Origin of the sequence: Halomonas sp. THAF12 (genome assembly GCF_009363675.1) — a bacterium.
GTDB lineage: Bacteria > Pseudomonadota > Gammaproteobacteria > Pseudomonadales > Halomonadaceae > Halomonas > Halomonas smyrnensis.
The window spans coordinates 2035646-2056647 of sequence record NZ_CP045399.1 but is presented as its reverse complement, the minus strand read 5'-3'; the positions used below and the strand labels follow the sequence as shown (position 1 = coordinate 2056647).

Below are 21002 nucleotides of genomic sequence, written 5' to 3'. Positions count from 1 at the left end.
GCGGTGCCGTGTCACTGGCCGGCGAGAGGGCCCCGCCAGGCTCTTCGAAGCGGCGCGTGGCGGGGCTTCAGGGGTCACCACCGGAGGCTATCTTGCCGGCCGACCTGGCTGTTCAGGCAGGGCGGGCGTTGTATCCCACCTGCTGGCGCCCCTGCCGTGCGCTCCACACGAAGATGGCCAGGAAGATGCCCAAACCGACCAGGTCGATGGCGAGCATGCCGTGTGGCCACAGCATCAGCGCGCCAATCGGGAACATCAGCAACCGCAGCCACCAGGTCAGTTCGTGCTCGAGATACCCCTCAAGGCCGGCGATGATGGCGTAGATGCCAAACAGTGCCATGGCGAACACGAGGGTCATCTCCAGCGGCGTGCCGGTGATCAACGGCGACCAGACGAAGAGCAGCGGGACGATGTAGAGCCCTTTGGCAATCTTCCATGCGGTCAGGCCGGTACGCATCTGGGGCGTCCCGGCGATCGCCGCGGCGGCGAAGGCGGTCAGACACACCGGCGGCGTGACATTTGAGTCCTGCGACAGCCAGAAGATCACCATGTGCGCGGCCACCAGCGACATGGTCAGGAAGTGGGGCGACAGTGCTTGCTCATAGAGCTGGCTATTGAAGGTATCGGGGACGGCGTCGAGCAGTGACTGGGCTTCGGCCGGGCTCATCGGAGCGGCCAGTGCCTGCATTTGATCCGGCGCCGCGAGCATGAAGATCGCCTTGGCCTGTTCCGGCAGATTGCCGGCGACGAGCAGATCGACCAGCTGATCGTGGGCCATGAGGTTGTACAGGGCGGGCGCCGAGAGCGTCGCCAGCACGATGTAGGACGCGGTGACCGGAAGGCCCATGCCCAGGATCAGTGAGGCGATGGCGATCAGCACGATGGTGAGCAGCAGGCTGCCGCCCGCCCAGTCGGTGATCATCAGCGAGAAGGTATTGCCGATGCCAGTGGTCGAGACCACGTTGATGATCAGCCCCACGGTGATCAGCAGGATCGCGGTGGTGATCATGTTGCGCGTGCCCTGAACCAGCGCCTCGACGATGAGCTTCGGCGTCATCGGCTGCTGGGACAGCCAGGAGGCGACGATGACCGAGACGATCGCGATGCCCGCCGCATAGGTCGGGGTGAAACCATAGACGAGTGCCGCGACCAGCACGATCAGCGGCAGCAGATAGTGCCAGCCGTTTTTGAGCACCTCACCGAGACGCGGGGCATCGGGATCATCGAGATGTTGGGCGTTGCTGCGCTTGGCTTCGATACGCACAAACATCGCGACCGACAGGAAGTAGAGCAGGGCGGGCAGGGCCGCGACACCGATGATGGTCAGGTAGGACACCTGGGTATAGGAGGCCATGATGAAGGCGCCTGCCCCCATGACCGGTGGCATCAATTGGCCCCCCGTCGAGGCGGAAGCCTCGACGCCAGCGGCGAAGCGTGCCGGGAAGCCGGCCTTGCGCATCAGCGGGATGGTAATCACGCCGGTGGAGACCGTGTTGGCGACGGCCGACCCCGACACCGAGCCCATCAGGCCCGAGGAAAACACCGCCACGAAGCCGGGGCCGCCGATGAACCGTCCCGCGGCACAGCGGGCGAGCTCGATGATGAATGCGCCGGCGCCTGACTTGACCAGGAAGGCGCCGAAGAGGATGAACATGAACACGTAGGACCAGGAGATCCGGGCAATGGAGCCCAGCATGCCCTCGCCGCCGATATAGCTGCGGAACAGCACCGTTTCCCATGACAAGCCGGGGAAGTTGAAGACGCCGCCCACGTACTGGCCCCACCAGGCCACATAGGTCAGCGCGATCACGCATAGCACCGGAATGAACCAGCCGGTGGTGCGCCGCGCGAACTCGAGGATCAGCCCCACGGCAAGAATCGAGACGATCCAGTCGGAGGCGATGAAGGTCACACCGCGCTCGTAGAGGGCGTTTTCGAAGACCATCAGGTAGACCGCACAGCCGATGGCGGCCACCGCCAGCACGATATCGATGGCGAACACGGCTCTCCGTGCCCCGGCCTGGCGAGGCCGCGCTAGCGGTACGGCCAGGGCGCACAGCGCGCCGAACAGGCCGAAATGCAGCGCACTCGTCCAAAGCGTGGAGAGCGTCGAGAAGGTGTTGAAGTAGAGGTGCACACAGGCAATAACGATGGCAAAGGCGGTGAGACAGGGGCCCAACCAGGGATGTGAGAGACGTTCCTCGGCCTCCTGTGCATCCTCATCGCGTATGGAATCGGGGGTTGAATGGCTCACAGCGAACTCCTGAAAGCGGCGTGCGTCATGGGGGAGTGACAGCGTCGTGATCGAGCGCGGCACCGTTCGATGGAGGGGGTAGCAGAGCGTCCGGCCATAGCGCCGGACGCCCGCTGGGGGAGTCGGATTACTCCGCGATCAGCCGCTCGGGGATCTCCAGCCCCTGCTCCTCGAAGAAGCGCGCCGCACCCGGGTGCAGCGGCATCGGCAGGCCGACGATGGCCTTCTCCAGCGCCATCGCCTTGGTCGCCGGGTGGATGTTGTTGAGGAACGGCAGGTTCTCGTACATCGCCTTGGTGATGGCGTAGACGTCATCGTCGGGCACGTCGGCGCGTGCCGCCAGGATATTGGGCTGGGCGATGGTATGGATCACCTCGTCCTGATTCGGGTAGGTGCCGGCGGGGATGTCGTAGGCCGACCAGAGCTCGAACCGGCTGTTGACCTTCTCCAGTTGCTCCTCGGTGAAGTCCAGCGTGGTGATATCGCCATCGGCATTGGCGTAGGCGCGTGTCACCGCCGAGGCCGGCACGCCGGCGGGAATGTTCATGCCGTCGATGGTGCCGTTCTGCAGGGCGTCGGCGCTCGGTCCGTAACCCAGGTAGGCGATACCCATCTCGTCCGGCGTAATGCCCAGCTGGCCGAGGATGTAGCGACCGGACCCTTCGGTACCGGAGTTGCGTGCCCCGATCGAGAACGACGCGTCGTAGAGGCTTGTCATGTCGTCGATCGTGCCGGTGTCGACCCTGTCGTTATTGACCACGAAGTGTTCGACGTTCTGCCACAGCATCGACACGCTGCGCAGGTCCCGATACGCCTTGGGGACGGGGCCTTCACCTTCCCAGGCATACGCGCCATACAGCCCCTGAAGAATGCCAAACTGGGCCTGATCCTCGTCCATCAGCTTGAGGTTCTCACTGGAACCGGCGGAGCTGATCGCCGAGAGAGCGATGCCGCTCTCGGGTTCGAGCTTGACCTTGACCAGCGTCGAGAGCGCGACGCCGACCGGATAGTAGGTGCCGCCAGTGGTGGCCGTGCCCATGATGTACTGGTGGGACTCCTGGGCCAGGGCGGAGGACGCGGAAATGCCCAGCGCGGCGGCAGAGGCCAGGCCGATGGCGGATTTGAGGAACTGACGTTTGTGCATGCCATGTCTCCCTTGAGGACAGTGAGCGTTTGTTATGTATACGCCCGCTAGAAAGCAAAGCACTTGCCAGAAAGGTAGAAAGCTTTTTGTTTCATTTGGTTATAGTGAGTATGGAAGAGGCGGGTGCGCGTCGTCGGCCATTTTATGCCGAGGTGACACGCCGGCATCGGCCATTTTTTGCCGATGCCTTGAAAGCGCGACAGGGCGGTCAGGAAGGGGCATCGGCCGTCTTGCCGGTGTCGTCCTGTTCGCAGAACGCCTCGCGACGTAGACCGTGGCGCTGCATTTTCTGATTGAGTGTTCTTCTCGGCAGGTCGAGCTCGTCGAGGACGGCCTGGATATTGCCACGGTGGCGAGACAGCGCGGCACGCAGCAAGGAAGCCTCAAAGGCCGCGATCTGATCGGCGAGTGACCCTTCGGTCGCGTCCCCGGGCGCCACCTCGAGGAAAGGGATGTCCAGGTGGAGCGTGAAACGCGTCGCCGCGTTGCGCAATTCGCGCAGGTTGCCCGGCCAGTGGTAGCGCCCCAGCGCCGCCAATAGCTCCCCATCCGCCTCGCGTTGAGGACGCTGATGCACCTCGGCAGCCTGACGGCTGAAGTGTAGGAACAGCGTAGCGAGGTCTTCGCGACGCTCCCGCAGGGGAGGGATGCTCAGCTCGGCGATGGCCAGCCGGTAATACAGGTCCTCGCGAAAGTCACCGCGTGCCGACTGCTGCAGCAGGTCGGTCTTTGTCGCCGCCACCACCCGCAGATCGACCCGGATGACCCGATTGCTGCCCAGTCGCGTGACTTCCCCCTCCTGCAGCGCCCTCAGCAATTTCACCTGAGTGGCGAGGGGCATCGACTCGATCTCGTCGAGAAACAGGGTGCCGCCACTGGCGTGTTCGAGCTTGCCGACGCGGCTCTCCACGGCACCGGTGAAGGCGCCTTTCTCGTGGCCGAACAACTCGGACTCGACGAGTTCCGGGGGGATGGCGCCGCAGTTGAGGACCACGAATGGCGTGGCGTCGCCGGTACCGAATTCGTGTAGACAACGCGCCACGACCTCCTTGCCGCTGCCGGTTTCGCCATGGACCAGCACATGGGCGCGTGTCGAGGCGAGATTAGCGATCTGGTCGCGCAAGCGCTGCATGCTCGGCGCCTCACCGATCAGTCGTGCCGCCAGGCCGCCCTGACGCAGTGCCTCGCGCAGACGGCGGTTTTCCTGCCCCAGACGGCGGCGCTCCAGCGCCCGCTGAACTTGCTCCTCGAGTCGCTCGGGGTCGTAGGGCTTCTCGATGAAGTCCCAGGCTCCCTGACGCATGGCTTGTACCGCCATCGGCACATCGCCGTGGCCAGTCATCAGCAACACCGGCAGGTCATCATCCGTGTTCTGCACGGCCTGCAGCAGTTGCAAGCCGTCGAGGCCGGGCATCTTGACGTCGGAGATCAGTACGCCACAGGGAGAGCCGGCCCGGAGTTCGTCGAGCGCCGCCTGGCCGCCCGTGAAGGTGCGTACCGGTAAATCGCACAGTTCGAACCACTGGGTCAGCGATTCCCGTACGCCAGGATCGTCATCGACTAGCCAGACGGGCAGTTCACTCATGTCGGGTGTCCTCGTGGTCAGGTTGCCGCGATGCTTCGTCCTCTACCCGCGACAACGCGACATGGAAGACGGCGCCGCCGAGGCGGTCGGGGCGGTTTTCGGCGCGGATGCGGCCGTTGAGATCCTGAACGATCCCATAGGCGATGAACAGTCCCAGACCTAGGCCGTCGCCCACCTCCTTGGTGGTGTAGAACGGGTCGAAAATATGCTCGAGGGTCGCCTCGTCGATACCGGGCCCATTGTCCGCCACGAACAGGTCGACCCGCTGGGGGCCCAGCGTCACGCGAATGTCCAGCCGTGGGGAGGGCACATCGTGGAGGGCATCCAGGGCATTGCGAAGCAGGTTGGTGAGCAGCTGCTCGACGCGAACGCTATCGCCGGCGACCCATGCCGGGGATGCCTCGGGCAGTGCCAGGTGGAGCTCGACTTCCTGACGCTGTAGACGGTCCTCGAGTAGCCCGAGCACGAAGTGCAGCCGCGCCCCCAGGTCCACCGGTTCAAGCGCTCCGCCCTTGCGAGCGAAGATTTTGAGCTGGCGGATCAGCGTCGCCAAGCGATCGGACAGGTCGTGGATATGGCGGAAGTTGGTGATGGCGGTGGCCTCACGGCCGCGTTCCAGCAGGCGAGCCCCGCTGGCCGCATAGGTTCGGATGCCGGCCAAGGGTTGGTTCAGTTCGTGGGCGATCCCTGCCGCCATGGTGCCCAGCGCCGCGAGCTTGCCGGCCTGGACCAGTTCCGCTTGGGCCGCCTCGAGCTCCTGGGTACGCGCCTGTACCCTGGCTTCCAGACGCTCGTTTGCCTCGCGAATGATGCGCGCTTCACGATCTCGGAGGCGCTGCCGCTTCTGGCGTTCGCGAAGCCAGAGGCCCAGCAAGAGCAGGGCCAGGGTGGCGCCTGAGGCGGCCAGAAGAGCGTTACGCGCGACGGTGTAGAGTGGCCGGACGGGGACCAGGTAGTGCATGGTCCAACCGAGCGTTGTCTGGGGTAGGGTCATATCGAAGTAGCGTTCTCCCACGTCCCCATTTCCTGCGCTACCGATATGCAGCGAGCCGTCGCGCAGGCGCTTGCCGAGCGGACGCAGCGGTGTCTCGAGAAACTGGCGCTGATCGTTGATCTCCTGCATGGCGTTGTCACCGATGTCACCCAGGCGACGGTACCGCCACTCCGGCCGGCTCGAGAGGATGACCACGCCGTTGGCATCGGAGAGCAGCACTTGCTCGCCGGCCTGTCGCCAGTTGTCCTGCAAGCCCTCCAGCGACACCTTCACAACCAATACTCCGGCGGGGCGTCCCGAGGCGCCGCCCTTGACGGCGGCAGAGACAAAGTAACCGGCGCGTCCCGTGGTGCTGCCGATGGCAAAGAACTCTCCCTGACCCGTGGCCATGGCATCCTGAAAGTAGGGCCGGAAGGCATAATGGTGGCCGAGAAAGCTGTCTTCGTCGGCGTGGTTGCTGGCGGCGATGGTGACACCCTCATCATCCATCAGAAAGATCGCCTTGGCTCCCGAGCGTTCGGCTACCTGGGCCAGGTAGCGATTGACCTGAGCGGTGAAAACGCCCACTTCATCGACCGCCGCCGCCTGGACCAGAGAATGGCGAGCCAGTAGGCCCGGGAGGTAGCTGAAGCGTTCTAGTGCTCCGTCGAGGCTGCCGGTGTAGAGCGCGAGGCGCGAATCGGCGTGTTGGCGTGCCTCATGCGTGACACGCTCAAGCTGCCAATGCCACACCCACCACAACACCAAGGCGAGGGTGGCGGCGGCGATGACGATCATCAGGTGTCCGAGGCGGCGACGAAGCAGGTGGATCACTGGGCCGGCCCCCGTTGGCCTGCATGATGGCGGGAATGCATTGGGTCGAGATGACCGGTATCGAGTACTGGGTCGACGTGGAAAAACCACGTATGGCGTCTGTAACGCGAGGGGAGAGGCATATGGCATTTCACCTTCTACTAGATCACTGACGGTGGATCGTCACGAAAAACCACCGCCACGCCGCTCAATAGCCTGCCTCGTCCTGGTGACGCTGCCAAGGGGAAGATGCCGTGCTCAGTATCAACCACGTGTGCTATTTGGGTTGACCGATGTGCTGGTGCTTGACCCTGCCAATAGCTTGATCAGCAGTGATGTTCTGGATGTGAAAGGCCCCCGCGCGGATTCGCTGTTCAGACCTGGCTTGCACCACCGGATAAGTGATGCCATAGCAGCGGGCGAAGGCCGAGTACACGCTGGCACCATTTGTCCAGAGCACCGCTTGCTGATCGATGAGGGGAGATAGGGCGTCCTGGATATGCCGAGCATCGAGCTTGTCCAGGAGGAAGTCTGCCCTGCCGTATGACCCTCTCGATCGCGTACTACCATCACCGGTATCTGTTCGGGCCTCGTCTCTCGCTTCTTCCCCACGCCGCCACGTCGACGCGGTGGCATGGCAGGTCGCGCTGTCCCTTGAAGGGTTCCAGAAAAAACGTTTCATCGACTTCCTCGATGCCGTTCCCGATGGGCGTGAGTTGAGCCGCCAGCACCATAAACCGGTGTCGCCAACGAAAGGCTGTATTCTTGCTGATGGCGCAGCGCCGTGCTGCCGCTCGCGCGGTCAGCCTCCCAATCATGACTTGGGCATACATCTGCTAGCACGCGACTCGAGGAACGCGTGCCAGTGGTGTCGCCGTCAGCGTGTTGGTGTGCTCGGTACGAAAGTTTTTCATCTTTTTACAGCCTTGGATTAAAGCTATAAGCGCAGCACCCGCGCTCTTCAGGTCCTCTGAATATTCTCCCAGGAAGACTCCCGCCTGGTACGAATGTTGGAGGGGGGACCTCTGGCACTGGCAGCTTCGCAGGATGAGCTTCAAAGTCTTTTCAATATGTCGGAGTGGATGATCGACATGGTGTGGGCATAATAAAGAATCGTGGTTCCAGAGTGCCTGTGGCCAATCCACTTGGCGACGACTTCATAAAGGTTACCTCGCTGAAGAATGTCTTCGCCTTCTGCCGAGCAAAAATGCTCAAGAGCTTCTTGGCAACGATCATCCTGAAATAGTTCATCAAAACGATAAGAAAGAGAGTCAGCAAAGCTTTGATGCTGAGCAGCATGCAGTCTGAGGAATAGCCAGCTCGCCGCGGCATGGCGGAGGCTGTGGAAGTCGACACGTTTTCCTAGCGTGTCCTTGAGTATTGGCAGGATGGCGTGACCGATCGCTTCCTTCTTATAGGCATCAGGATTTCCTTGGGGGCCAAATAACGCTATTTTTTCTAGTCGCTCGTTTGGGCATTGTCGACGCCGTTCTTGAATCCAATCGTCTAGTACAGGAATCACATCACGGCATGCTAGTACATGAAAGGGAATGCGACGCCTAGCGGACTCTGTCTTCCCCCATTTTACGATGATCCAACAAGCCATTGCGGTTTCCAGAGGATCTGTCTCGTCCGTTAATGGCTGCATAAAATCATCGGAGAATTTGACCCAAGGTTCGATCTGAATATCTTTTAGCGTCAGGCTGGCGACTTCGGAGATGCGCAGCCCACCGTAACATCCGAGTGCCAATATCAAGGCATACATCTGGTTCATGGAGCCAGGCACACTGGCAAGAGTTAACTGTTTCCAGAGTAGCTCGGCATCGCGCGGTGAGATGATTTCCGTCCGCAGGGTGCTCATGGGAACGTCTATGCTTGCCTGTGGTAAATGCAATCCCTCCAAGAGACCTAGCTCGGTGCAAAATGCAAAGAATCGCCGTAGTAGCTGGAGTGTGTTGTGGCGTGTGCTTGCCTCCAGTCGTGTTTCGTGGAGTAGCGTGAGTTGAATGTCTTCAATGGTGTCGTCATCCCATTCCTGCATGTCTAAGATGGCAGGGTTTTCGATGACGCTCATATGGCTAACCCGAGAAAGATATGTGCTCACTGTTTTCCATTTGTGTTTCTTTTGGCAGCACAGTAGGTCGTAACCCCAATCCAGCAGTAGGTGGACATAACTGGTTTGGGTGCCGGTTAAACGTGACACTTGTTGCTGGTAACGAGTGACAATCCTTTCTATGACTGTGCGATGGGATGCCTTGGTGTAAGGAGCGTCAACTTCCGACAAGACGGCATTCAGAAATTGGTTGATGATATTTTTTAATTGGCGTGGCCAATCTTCGGGCAATGATGCCGTCTGTCTGTCCCAGCTACCTGCTTCTCGTGTTAGGGCTTCCGGGGCTTCTACGATGACCGGCAGCTTGCTCGGGTGGGAATTTAAAACATCCGGCTCGTCTTGCCAGCGCGATGAGCCAAGTAAGGTGCGCGTTGTGCTGGTGGGGAGGGGGTATCGGGCCAGCAGCGTGGCCCATAAGGGCGGCAATCCGGCGAACACCGGTAGATAGCGTGCTGCTCTGGCCAGGGTATACCAGCTCTCACAGTATGTCGGCACCATTAGTTGGTTGTCGCGGCGAGCTGCTTTTTGGTAGGCCTTGAATGCCTTATTCAGGCGTTCGCGCAATTGTTTTTCACGTTTGTCCAAGTCTCTCTGCGCATCATGTGCTGAGAAAAGTAATAGTGTGTCGGGGTTTCGGGCTCGAGCATGAGTCCTGATTGCCCGCAAGGCCTGCCATACATCGTGTGGCACCTGAAGGGTATATCGCCCCACTTGTGGTAACTCGATCGGCTGAGTAGGAATTGATAGCCATAAGTCTTTTGCCACCATTTTCTGGCGGAGCATGGCGAGGGTCGAGACAATGACTCGCTCCCCCATGCCCAGACGTGCGGCTAGTGCCGTCGCCAGTGTTAACAGCCATCCATCGGGATGCTGACTCCCACGGCACCATTGTAGAATGTTGGGGCGGAGTACTTTGGATTCCTCAATGTCCTGTAACTGTTCGCCCCGTTGTGGCATCGCTGTCGGGCGATGCAGCGGCTGAGGCGTGGTTGGCAACACATTGTGACAATGGGGGAGACCATTGAGTGCCTCCAGAACACCGATCATGCGATGGCGGCAATCGGCCAGTCGATAAGTCTTTCCCTTGGACTTACGCATATTTCTGTAGGTATAGATCAAATTTTCTACTTGATCGCTCGTGAGTGCCAGCTGGCCATCTATTTGATGCGGGATGATTATGTCGAGGATGCTTTCTGTTTCTTCACGCCGAGTGGAATGGCACACAGTCGAGCCAAGAGAGATCAGTTCTCCCAGTATTAGCGGGGTGGTAAGCATCAGTGCCATGGTGGTATCTCCATATCGAGTTCGCGGTACCCTATGGCTTTCAGCCATGCTGTCATTTCCTGCTGACATGCTTTGCTTTGTTGGATCGGCGCGTTAGCTCGTGGGTGGTTGCGATCTCTACCTATCCTTGCGTGGCCGACCAGTGCATCCAGTTCGGCTTCGGGGGCAGTACGATATAACGCCGTAGTCATACTGTGTCGCGTCGCATTATCGGAGGGCAATAGTGCACCTAATGGGCGATCTGCGTTGTCCAGGCTAATTAATATCTTTCGAAAATCTGAGTGATGTATGGCACGGATGCGACACCGTGGTTGATTATGGTGAGTAAGCGACATCCAGGCGGGCCATTGCTGATCAGGGCGTCGCAGATCTTCAATTGGGTAGTGGTATTTATTTAGTAGATGAATGGTTTGCTCTATGAGCATGCAATGTGATTGCAGTTGACGAGCCGAGACCTTATGGAGAGGAATGACTCGACTTTCTTTGCCCCGGCGTGAAGCCTTGTCACTGATCCAGGTGCGGGTGCCGGTGACAATGGATTGCGTATTGGCGGATACGGGCCGGGCCCCCGTACTCAGTAGCCACCCCAGATACGCATAGGCGGAAGCCAGCTGGACATATTCAACGACGGATTCGATGGGTAATGGGTCAGGGGATAACCAAAGCTCCAAAGGGTCTCTTGCTTGCCCAATTGCCTCCAGGATACTGGTGGTCCATTGCCGCCACTCGGACGCCGTCAGTACACGTGAAGATCCTACATAGTGGTTGGTGATATCCGGCGATGGTGCCGATTGGACTGGGATGCCGCAACGGCGCAACCCTGTATCAAATAATTTTTGAAGTGTTGTGCTATCGGTCCGGCGATACGCTGCTGGGGCCGACTCGATCTGGCCGTATTCCCCCCGTAGGGTATTAACGATGTGGCTGTCAGTGGCTAAAGGTCGCATTATCAACCACGACGTCGCGCAAAGCCGATGGGCAGTAGCAGTGAGGCCCGCGGTATCTCTGAATTTATGGCGAAGTCGTCTATTTAGACGCTGAATGCTACCGATGAGTGGGGTCTCTGAGTTGGCACTCAGTAGGGCTTCGTTAATCTCGGCGGGCAGGCGCAGCGTCACCCATAAGTGAGAGGTGTTACCGTCCTGTGCGGGGCTGGGGCCATCTTGCAGCCGATAGCGCCAAGTAGCCGACTCAGGCTCCCACAAGGGGATTTCATCAGTGGGCTCCCCATCATGAGAAGTGCGCTGAATCTTGGCGAGCCGATTGACCGGCATCCCCGTGACGAGTAAAAGTCGTGTTATTGCTCGCTCCAGTGGTGGCATATCCATCTTTAGAACCTGTCGCGTTTGCCAGGGCGTCAAACGATGCACGTCCTCTAGTGTCGCCAGTGTGTTAGTCGCTGCTATCTCGACTGCCTTGCGTGCCGCCCGCCGGTCGTCAGCGGGTGTCAACTGAGATGGCGTGGTACGTTGGATAACGGGAATACTCGGTGTGTCGTCAAATTCTGTGTTAGATGGCGTATGGCGCGCAAATCGATAACCGGGCTCTGTCAGCGCCTTGTCGATCTGCCCCTCACCAGAGAACCGCTCTGCCGCGGTCGTTTCAGTGATGAGCTGCTGGTGGGCGAATGGGGCATCGGTGATTTGTTCGCGGCGCCTTTTCTGGTAGCGGTTGAGTTCTTTTCGGAACTCTGAGTGGTGGGCTTTCTTTTTATATCCGGACAGGTTGTGGCCGATTCGAACCCCCGGTCTGCGCTGAGCCTCATGCAACTCATAGAATGTTTTATATTTTTTGTCGAGATTACCGCGTTCCTCTCGCATTGTGGGATGTCCCATGATGCGGATGACATCCTGACTGGTGGCTAGTGTCATGCTATGTCGATCCATAGTGTCCAGTACGACCTTCAAAACATCCCGGACATCTCTTGTCTGATCTAGATATATTGAAGGCTCGGCATGCCGCTCAATAGGCGTAAACCAATTGGTGAGAATCTGTCTGGCCGATTGCGTTCCCGCCTGTTGCCTATTGAGAAATCCGGAGTGGCTGAGTGCGTACCAGACAGGATACTGTGTGCCTGCCGTAGTACAAGCATTAGCATTCAGTGATTCTGTGTTTTCGATTGCATCGATTAACGCGCTAGGAATGGGTGCCGCATGATCCCTGGTAAATAGTTCGCAGGCCAGGAGTAGATCGGGCCGGTTGGGGGGAGGTAGGAAATACTTTATGAGGCTCATGTAAGCATGTAATAGTTTGTTTTCCACTCTGAAAGTGTGGAAGAGGTCATGATGTCGCTCGATGATCCATATAGGTGTTTGGGCTGTCTTGTTCATGATGGCTTCCAAAATAAATGCATGTAAAAGTGGTGCTTGTCATGCGGGCTCACCGTTTGTCCTTTTGGATATGCCCGCATGTTATGAATGTTATGAAGCTACATTTTAAGTCCCAGTCTTTTGCTTAACACTTCTTTGACATGGCACTGGTGTTTTGGTATTGCGATTTCTTCCCTTCTATCTGGATCGAGATGTTTTTCTCTGTGCGCATGTGTCTGATTGTGCTGGCTTTTATTTTCACTATTTCTGGTTTTGACTTCCTGTTTTAATGCTTCATTATCTTCCTGCTCCTGCTCCTGCTCCTGCTCCTGCTCCTGCTCCTGCTCCTGCTCCTGCTCCTGCTCCTGCTCCTGCTCCTGCTCCTGCTCCTGCTCCTGCTCCTGCTCCTGCTCCTGCTCCTGCTCCTGCTCCTGCTCCTGCTCCTGCTCCTGCTCCTGCTCCTGCTCCTGCTCCTGCTCCTGCTCTTGCCCCTGAGCTGATTTTTTGTTTATTAAATTTTCAAATTTTTTGAGTTTGCCTTGTCGGCGCAGGTTAGCGAGGTCTAGCTCAATAGTGCGCTTTGAAAATGTGTGTTTGAACAGCTTTTCAATTGCAGATGGTTTTGTAAGGTCTTCGCCAGGCAGTACAAAATTATAGATGAACTCCATGAGTGTCTTGTCTTCAAAAAGCAGTTTGAGGCATTTTTGTCTCAATGCTTTTTGTTCGCCTTTTTCATTGCTTCCGAGGCAAGCAGGTTCGACCTTTTGGAAGTAAAATGATAAGAACCTTTCTTCGCCTGGCCGTAAGGTTTTACGATCGATGGTATATCCTATAAAGCTACTAATGCCAGGGCGGCTATAGTTTTGAATTTCATTCACAACTGAGGATGGGTTGATGATTTCTTTTTCTTGTTTGATGCCCTCAAAAAAGAATGCGCCTGTATCTAGTGATACAGCCGTATCCCCGAAAGTTGAGGCCAGATGTTTCACCTCAGCGATATTCATTACCTCCATGATGCAGATGAGGGCCTTCACAGTCCAGCTGCCCTTGGGGATCAGACGTTTTGTGACCTGGATGTTGCTCATAGTGCTCTCCGGTTAAGCGCCTATGTATAGAAAAGGGGTCAAATCACGCGCATTTGCGGTGGAAAGACGATTTTTTTTGGCGGAGAGGTGTATGGCGCTGGCCCTGAGGAGCTGGCCCTGAGGATCTGGCGTGGTCGGCGGTGTGCTTCAGAAGCGGTGTGGAACCTGTTCATTAGGGTACTCCTGTTGGTGTCGCACCCTATCTACAGGGGTCATCGATCTGGTTTTTGCGATTCCTAGTCACTTTTTTTGATACGTCATAGCTGCGAAGGGGGATGCTCGGTCAATGAGGAGGGGGGAAAGGACGGCTTCTTTCCAGGTACCGACCTGCACTCGGTGGGAAGGCGCTAGATCCCTAACCAGGATTTGGCCACTGTGTACTGCACCCTGTGCTATCGCGTGTTGGCACCATCTGGATCCTGTACAGCTTGTCCTGGGGCCAGTGCCTGTAGCGCGTCCAGCAGGGCCGTGAATTCCCACGGCATTCGCTTGGCCACCCTTATCGGTGCGTGTGGCGTGGGTTCAGAAGGTCTTATCCAATTGCGGCCACATCATCAGGTTTTACGAGATACCCCGTGCATTGAGTGCGGGGAGGGATAGCGTGTCGCCCGCCAGGATGAACCGTACCGGCTTTCTCGGACCAGTTGGCTTGAGTCAGGCCGCCTTCTTGGCCAGACCCTGTTGCTCGGAATGCAGGGCCTCTCGTTCAGCCGGTGCCTGTTGCCGATCGGCTCCAGTAGCCGCTGCTGATTGAACCAACCGAACCACTCCAAGGCTTTGTCCTCTCTCGATAGTCCCTGGTCATGCGATTCCCGAACGCGCGCCTGGCACCCTGCTGCTTGACGCCCGGACTACTAAAAGAACGCATCGGTGCCCGCCTGGTCTTGCGCCCCAGCGATGTTATCGTTCCCATGTAACATCTCCCGTATCGAGATGTTGCGACGATCGATTGAATCCCCCGAGTAGCACGGCGTCGGTGAAGACTTCCGGGTTGAGCTCCCCATCGTGCCGCTCGCGCACGGTGTCGGCCTACTCGATATAGTCAGACTTCGAGTGCGTATACCGCTGGTCGGAGAGAGAATTGACGATGAACGAGGTTTTGGCCCGGGAGTAGTAGCAAAGGCTAGCTGCCTCGTTTTCGGCTGCCGCCATGAACGGCTCCCTATGTGCTGTGTCATACGAGCTTCGACATCATGTGATCACGGGGCCGATCCCCCATTGGTGAGGAAAGAGGATGAGGGTGGCATCACTGTCACACTGGCAGCGACTTAATTCCTGGCTGCTGGCCGCCTTCGCGGCCCTGTTGATTGTCGTGAGCCTGGGATATGCCCTGGTGCCGCTGACGGTGGCCTTGCTGGCGATGGCTGGGGTGGCACTGAGGCCCGGCGTGTTCAAGCGGTTCGACGGTGTCGATGGAGAAGATGGCCTGTGGTGCCTGGCCCTGCTGGCGTTCGCCGGACTCTGGCTGTGGGATGTCTGGCGCACCGGCATTTGGCCGGTGGGAGAGGGTAACCAGGGCGTCTTCCTGCCGCTGTGGCCGGTGCTGACGGCGGCACTGCTGATCTGGCTGCGCGGGCATCATCCACTGCCACGGCACTGGTGGATCGGCGTGTGTCTGGGGGCCTGGACGGTCGGTGGCATCGCCCTTTACGAGCGGCTGGCGCTGGGCGTGGCCCGGGCCGACAACGGCATGAATGCGATTCCCTTCGGTAATCTGTCTCTGCTGCTGGGCGGGCTGTCGCTGCTGGCGGCGCTGTGGTGGGCACGGGCCTCTGGCCTGAACGGCCGATGGCGCAAGCTCGGCGTGGCGCTGGCCGTGGGAGCCGCGCTGTCGGGCATTCTGGCCTCGCTGCTTTCCGGCACGCGTGGCGGATGGCTATCGGCGCCGCTGCTGCTGTGGCTCTGCTATCGAACGGGCCGCGAGGTGCTGGGAGCGGATCTCCAGCGAGGGTGGCGGGGCGGCATGTTGGTGGTTTCGCTGCTGTTGGCGAGTGTCGTGGTTCTGCCGCAGTCGGGCGTCATCGACCGCGTCGTGTTGGCGGTCGATAACGTCCAGCAGTACTGGCAGCAGGATCAGCGCGGTAGCTCCGTGGGGCTGCGGCTGGAAATGTGGCGCAGCGGCTGGGCGCTGTTTCAGGAACGCCCTCTGACCGGCTGGGGCGAAGGCCGGCTGGAAGCCGCCCGCGATGCGATGGTGGAATCCGGCGAGCTGCACCCGGGGGTGAGTGCCTATGACCAGCTGCACAGTGACATCATCGATACCACGGCTCGCCGCGGCCTGGTGGGGCTGGCCAGCCTGATACTGCTCTATGGCGTGCCGATCGTTCTGTTCTCGCGGCGGTTGGCCCATGGCGATGCCGGCGTTCAGATACTGGCCGCCGCCGGGCTGATGATTTCCCTGGCCTTCATCGATTTCGGGCTGACCCAGTCGATGCTGCGCGATGTGCGAGGGTTGAGTGGCTTCCTGGGACTGGGCCTGGCGTGCTGGGTGCTGTTGCGGGGAGAAGAGGTTCGATGTGGGACCAGCCGCTCAAGCCAATCATGGGATCAGCCCCCACCGTTGTCTGGAGGGGGCTGACCCTGACCTTGGCTAGCCTGACAGTACCGTGGGTAGCCACAGCGCGATCTGCGGCCATACGCTGATGATCAGCGCGGCCAGGCACATCAGCAGGAAGAAGGGCGCGGCGGCCAGCGCCACGCGGCCGATGCTCTCGCCGGTCAGGCTCTGAAGCACGAACAGGTTGAAGCCCACCGGCGGGGTGATCTGCCCCAGTTCCACCATGATCACCAGGAAGACGCCGAACCACAGCGGGTCGTAGCCGGCCTGGATGATGATCGGCAGGGTGATCGGCAGGCTCATCACGGTGATCGAGATGCCATCCAGGAACAGCCCCAGCAGCACGTAGAACATCGCCATGGCCAGCAGCAGGGCGATGGGCGAGAAGCCCTGTTCGGCGATCCAGCCGGCCAGCTCGCTCGGCAGGTGCAGGTAGCCCATGGCGGTGGAGAGCAGGGCGGCGGCCACCAGCAGGCTGCACACCATCACCGCGCTGATCAGCGCGCCGCACAGGGCGTCGATGAACAGCGCCACCGTCAGCTGGCGCTCCCACAAGAGCAGCGCCAGGGTGGCGGCGCAGCCCACGGCGGCGGCCTCCGAGGGCGTGGCGATGCCGGTGTAGATGGCGCCGATGACGATCACGATCAGCCCCAGCACCGGGGCGAGGTCACGCAGCGCCTGCAGCATGCCGCTGCCGGTGTCCTCGGCCTTCGGCGCGAGGGCCGGGTTGGCCAGGCAGCGCAGTCCCACGTAGCCGACGTACAGCGCGGCGATCACCAGCCCCGGCAGCACGCCGGCCATGAACAGCTTGCTGATCGAGACCTCGGCCTGCACGCCGTAGACGATCATCACGATCGACGGCGGAATCAAGAGCCCCAGGCTGCCGGCGCCGGCCAGCGAGCCGATCGAGAGGTCGCGGTCGTAGCGGCGCTGGTCGAGCTCGCGGGTGGTGATCTTGCCGATGGTGGCGGTGGTGGCCGCGCTGGAGCCGCTGACCGCGGCGAACAGCGTGCAGCCCAGCACGTTGGTGTGCAGGATGCCGCCGGGCAGGTGGCGGGTGAACGGCGTCAGGCCGCGGAACAGCCGCTCGGAGATGTTGGAGCGGAAGATCAGTTCGCCCATCAGGATGAACAGCGGGATGGCCGAGAGCTCCCAGCTGTTGGCGGCGCGGAACAGGATCTTGGACAGGATCAGGCCGATGCGGTTGGCGTCGAAGTCGCCGAGCCCCCACAGCGAGAGCATGGCGACGATGACCAGGCCGGCGAACACCCAGCTGCCCAGCGCGAGCACGGCCAGCAGGATGCCGATCACGCCGGCCCCGATGAATAGCGTTTCCATTCAGGCGTCTCCGGCGTCGAAGGCGTGGCGCTGCACCAGGATGCGCAGCGAGCGGACGATGAGCACCAGGCACAGCAGATAGAGGCCGACCAGCACCGTGCCCTGGGGAATCCACAGCGGCGTCTGGGCCAGGGTCTCGCTGACGATGCCGCGCTGGAAGCTGCGCTCCACGGCGATGGTCCAGTAGCGGGCCAGCCAGCCGAAGGCCAGCAGGGCGCTGACGCTGGCGAACAGCTCCAGCGGCCAGCGCCAGGCCTGGGGCAGCCGCTTGAGCACCAGCGCGACGCGGATCAGCCCGCCTTTCTCGAGGGCGTAGGGCAGGCCGAGGAAGGTCATCGCCGCCACAGCGTAGCCGATGTACTCGTCGAGGATGAAGGTCGAGCGCCCGAACAGGCGCATGCCGATCTCGAGCAGGATATGGCCGAGCATGTAGACCACCAGCAGCATGGCCAGGCCGGCCCCCAGCGCCGCGAGGGCTCTGGTCAGCCGGCCGAGAGCATCGACCAGCAGTGCGGCGACGCTGGGGAAGGCGCTGCCGTCACGGCGATGCTGCGAGCTCATTGGCCGCTCTCTTGGTCGCCCGCCTCGTTGAAGGCCTCGAGGATGCGGGTGGCGCGCTCGCCGGTGCTCTCGACCCAGTCATCGACCACCGGCTGGGCGGCCTCGGCGAGCGCGGCGTGGAATTCCTCCGGTACCGGATCGTGGATGGCGACGCCGTGCTCCTCGAGCTCGGCATAGTTCTCGGCCACGCGCTCCTTCACTACCTCCCAGTTGTGGGCGTCGGTTTCCTCGGCGGCCTGGAGCACGGCCTGCTGTTCTGCCTCGCTCAGCGATTCGAAGGCGTCGCGGTTCATGTGCACCATGTTGAGCGGCACGGCGTACTGGATGGCGCTGAAGTCGCTCAGGTGCTCCCAGAAGCTGCCGCTGGCGCCGGCCTCGGCGGAGGTCAGCACCGCCTCGATGCCGCCGGTGGCGAGCTGGGGCACGACGTCTGCCCAGGACAGCTTCACCGGGGAGGCGCCGGCGTTGACCAGGGTGGCGGTGCCGTTGCGGTCGTAGCTGCGGATCTTTAGGCCGTCGAGGGCCTCCATGCTGGTGACCGGCTCCTCTGACCAGATGCCGCTGGCCGGCCAGGGCGAGGCGTAGAGCAGGATCTGGTCGTTGTCCTCGAACACCTTGGCGTATTCCGGGCGGGCGATCTCGTAGAGCCGCTGGGCCGATTCGACGTCATCGGCCAGGAAGGGCAGCGACGAGAGCAGGAAGATCGGATCGATGCCGCCCAGCGCGCCGGAGAGGCTGTCGGCGATCTGCACCGCGTTGTCGGCCACGGCGTAGAAGTGATCGCCCGAGCGGAAGCCCAGCGCGCCGCCGGAGTGCAGGGTGATGTCGACCTCGCCGTCGGTCAGCGCCTCGACGCGGTCGATAAACCAGGCATCGCCCTCGGCATGGATCGAGTTGGCGTTGTATTCGTTTGAGAAGTCCATGCCGGCGGAATGAGCCGGCAGCGATGCGGCGAGGCCGAGGGCCATCAGCGGCAGGGCCGCGGTGCGGCGGGACGGGCGCAGCGTCTGGAGGCGAGTCGGGAAGACGGTCATCGATGTATCCTTTGTGCTTGTAATCATTGGTTCTATCAGCATCCAGAATCCCGATGCGCATGAGCGGTGTGATTACGACCCCAAAGGTTCTGTTTGCGGCAGAGTGTGCGGATTCGTTTCTAGATGGCACGTGGCATTGTCGGCTGTCCAAGGGCGGGTATCTTCGGCGGGCACATCTCCTCAGTATGAGGCGCCATGAAAAAGCCCGGCACGAAGGCCGGGCTTGGGTTCACTGGTGAGGGCGGTCAGGCGCGGGCGGCCAGGGCCTCCGCCGGAGAGTTTGCGTTCGATCGGAGGGTGGCCAGGCTCATGGTGATGAAGATCACAGAGTTGACCAGCAGCCCGCAGAAACCGGCGTGCCAGCCAAACGGAGCGTTGCCGCCGAACTGCAGGAACAGCGTGACGACGGCACCGACGGCGAGGCCGACGAAGGCGGCGTTGCGCGAGGCACGACGCCAGAACAGCGCGCCGAGCAGCATCGGTAGCAGCTGCACCACGATGCCGTAGGCGCCCAGCAGTAGGGCGACCAACGAGCCCGGGTTGGCCAGGGCCAGCAGGTAGGCGGCCAGCGAGATGACGAGCACGCCGATGCGGGTCAGCTTCAGGGTCTTGTGATCTGGCAGATGACGCCACGCCGGCAGGTGCTGGCCGATATCGCGCACCAAGATGGTGGCCGAGGTGTGCGCCAGGTTGGCGGCGGTGGACATGGCGGCGGCCAGGGCGCCCGACAGAGCGATGCCGATCAGCCAGGCCGGGAAGTCGGCCATTTCCACCACCAGGGTCAGCAGTACCTGATCCGGAGAGTCGAGCGGGGTGTCTTGTAGCACCAGGATGCCGGCGAAGCCGATGATCAGCAGCGGGATCAGCAGGTAGCTGTATAGTGGGTAGAGCACGAACACGCGCTTGAGGGTGCGCTCGCTCTTGGCGCTGTAGAACTTCATGAAGATGTGCGGCCACATCACGCAGCCCAGCGCGCTGACCAGGATGGCCGTGGAAAAGGCGCCCCAGCCCATGCCTTGTGCACCAGGCATGGTCAGATATTCCGGGGCCTGGCTCTGGATCTCGCGGAACATCTCGCTGACACCACCGAAGAACTGCTCCGCGGTGGTCAGCCCCAGAGTCCAGGCGATGACGATCATCATCACGCCCTGCAGCAGATTGGTCCAACCGATGCCTTGCAGACCGCTGGCATACACGTAGGCGGCGACCACGCCGCAGGCGACTAGGCTGCCTAACCAGAAGGGAATGGTGCCCGAGGTCGCCGCCTCGAACAGCATGCCGGCTCCGGCGATTTGGATCGTCAGGTAAGGGATCATGGCCAGCACGCTGATGATGCCGGTCAGCAGACCCAGCACGTTGCCATGAGTCGGATAGCAGGCGGAAAGGAATTCGGCCTGGGTGAGGAAGCCGTGTTGCCGTCCCAGCCGAGAGATGTGTGGTGCGATCAGCCACCACACCAGCACTGTCAGCGCCAGGTAGGCAACGATGTAGAGCGCCGGTGCGCCCTTGCCGTAGGCCCAGCCCGGGGCACCCAGGAAGGCGAAGGCGGAGAAGACCTCGGCCCCCAAGATGAAGAACAGCACCAGCAGCCCCATATGGCGCCCACCGGCGACGTAACCCTCCAGAGAGGAGCTCTGGCCACGCCGTGCTCTGAGACCGACGAGCAGTACGATCAGCAGGTAGCCGAAGGTCATGGCGGTGATCAGCAGTGAATCATTCATCGTCGACCTCCTCGGCGGTATCGCGGCGATAGCAGATCACCAGGCCCACAAACATGGCGAACACCCAGGCGATGTACCAGAAAAGGAAGAAGGGAAGGCCCATTACCAAGGGCTCGATACGGTTGGCAATGAGCGCGCCGGGCCACACCATGGCCAGGGTGCAGAGCACGAAATAGCAGAGCATTCCCCGTGAGGGAAGCGTCGGTTTGGTCGTCATGTGTTGCCTCGTTG

General features: G+C 60.7%; 13 protein-coding genes and 1 pseudogene. 1 reads left to right on the top strand and 13 read right to left on the bottom strand.

Annotated elements, in window-relative coordinates:
- Nucleotides 1-112 precede the first annotated feature (112 nt).
- From FIU88_RS09530 to FIU88_RS19160, 8 genes and pseudogenes are all read right to left on the bottom strand, one after another.
- Nucleotides 113-2254: a TRAP transporter permease gene (locus FIU88_RS09530; RefSeq protein ID WP_152480186.1), complete on the bottom strand. Its 2142-nt coding sequence runs from the start codon at nucleotides 2252-2254 to the stop codon at nucleotides 113-115.
- A 127-nt stretch (nucleotides 2255-2381) separates the two neighbouring features.
- Nucleotides 2382-3398 carry a TAXI family TRAP transporter solute-binding subunit gene (locus FIU88_RS09525; protein WP_152479054.1) on the bottom strand — a complete coding sequence of 339 codons (1017 nt, stop codon included), beginning with the start codon at nucleotides 3396-3398 and terminating at the stop codon, nucleotides 2382-2384.
- A 208-nt stretch (nucleotides 3399-3606) separates the two neighbouring features.
- The gene (locus tag FIU88_RS09520; RefSeq protein ID WP_152479053.1) at nucleotides 3607-4983 is read right to left on the bottom strand and encodes a sigma-54 dependent transcriptional regulator; all 1377 of its coding nucleotides are present in this window, start codon (nucleotides 4981-4983) and stop codon (nucleotides 3607-3609) included.
- On the bottom strand, nucleotides 4976-6754 hold the full coding sequence (locus FIU88_RS09515) for an ATP-binding protein (RefSeq protein ID WP_152479052.1): 1779 nt from the start codon (nucleotides 6752-6754) through the stop codon (nucleotides 4976-4978). Before FIU88_RS09515 ends, FIU88_RS09520 begins: the two co-directional genes overlap by 8 nt.
- Before the next feature lie 319 nt (nucleotides 6755-7073).
- Nucleotides 7074-7656 (bottom strand): annotated as a pseudogene (locus tag FIU88_RS19390) (IS1595 family transposase); the annotation flags it as partial.
- A gap of 167 nt (nucleotides 7657-7823) precedes the next feature.
- Nucleotides 7824-10166 carry a hypothetical protein gene (locus FIU88_RS09505; RefSeq protein WP_172977693.1) on the bottom strand — a complete coding sequence of 781 codons (2343 nt, stop codon included), beginning with the start codon at nucleotides 10164-10166 and terminating at the stop codon, nucleotides 7824-7826.
- Nucleotides 10157-12496 (bottom strand): hypothetical protein, encoded by a 2340-nt coding sequence (locus tag FIU88_RS09500; protein WP_152479049.1) that lies wholly within the window; start codon nucleotides 12494-12496, stop codon nucleotides 10157-10159. The genes FIU88_RS09505 and FIU88_RS09500 overlap by 10 nt, the downstream gene beginning before the upstream one ends.
- Nucleotides 12497-12594: 98 nt before the next feature.
- Nucleotides 12595-13560, bottom strand: a complete 966-nt coding sequence (locus FIU88_RS19160; RefSeq protein ID WP_172977692.1) for a hypothetical protein — start codon at nucleotides 13558-13560, stop codon at nucleotides 12595-12597.
- A 1234-nt stretch (nucleotides 13561-14794) separates the two neighbouring features.
- On the opposite strand from FIU88_RS19160, the gene FIU88_RS09490 reads away from it, so the two are divergent.
- Nucleotides 14795-16138, top strand: coding sequence for an O-antigen ligase (locus FIU88_RS09490; RefSeq protein ID WP_152479048.1), 1344 nt, complete (start codon nucleotides 14795-14797; stop codon nucleotides 16136-16138).
- 12 nt (nucleotides 16139-16150) lie between these two features.
- Here FIU88_RS09490 and FIU88_RS09485 read toward each other — a convergent pair whose 3' ends face one another.
- The 5 genes from FIU88_RS09485 to FIU88_RS09465 form a co-directional block, all read right to left on the bottom strand.
- Nucleotides 16151-17455, bottom strand: a complete 1305-nt coding sequence (locus tag FIU88_RS09485) for a TRAP transporter large permease (protein WP_152479047.1) — start codon at nucleotides 17453-17455, stop codon at nucleotides 16151-16153.
- Nucleotides 17456-18016, bottom strand: a complete 561-nt coding sequence (locus FIU88_RS09480) for a TRAP transporter small permease (RefSeq protein WP_152479046.1) — start codon at nucleotides 18014-18016, stop codon at nucleotides 17456-17458. It lies immediately after the preceding gene.
- Nucleotides 18013-19050, bottom strand: a complete 1038-nt coding sequence (locus FIU88_RS09475; RefSeq protein WP_152479045.1) for a TRAP transporter substrate-binding protein — start codon at nucleotides 19048-19050, stop codon at nucleotides 18013-18015. Before FIU88_RS09475 ends, FIU88_RS09480 begins: the two co-directional genes overlap by 4 nt.
- A gap of 245 nt (nucleotides 19051-19295) precedes the next feature.
- A complete protein-coding gene (locus FIU88_RS09470) occupies nucleotides 19296-20771 on the bottom strand; it encodes a sodium:solute symporter (RefSeq protein ID WP_152479044.1) in 1476 nt (491 codons plus the stop codon).
- A complete protein-coding gene (locus FIU88_RS09465; RefSeq protein ID WP_152479043.1) occupies nucleotides 20764-20988 on the bottom strand; it encodes a DUF3311 domain-containing protein in 225 nt (74 codons plus the stop codon). The genes FIU88_RS09470 and FIU88_RS09465 overlap by 8 nt, the downstream gene beginning before the upstream one ends.
- Nucleotides 20989-21002: the final 14 nt, after the last annotated feature.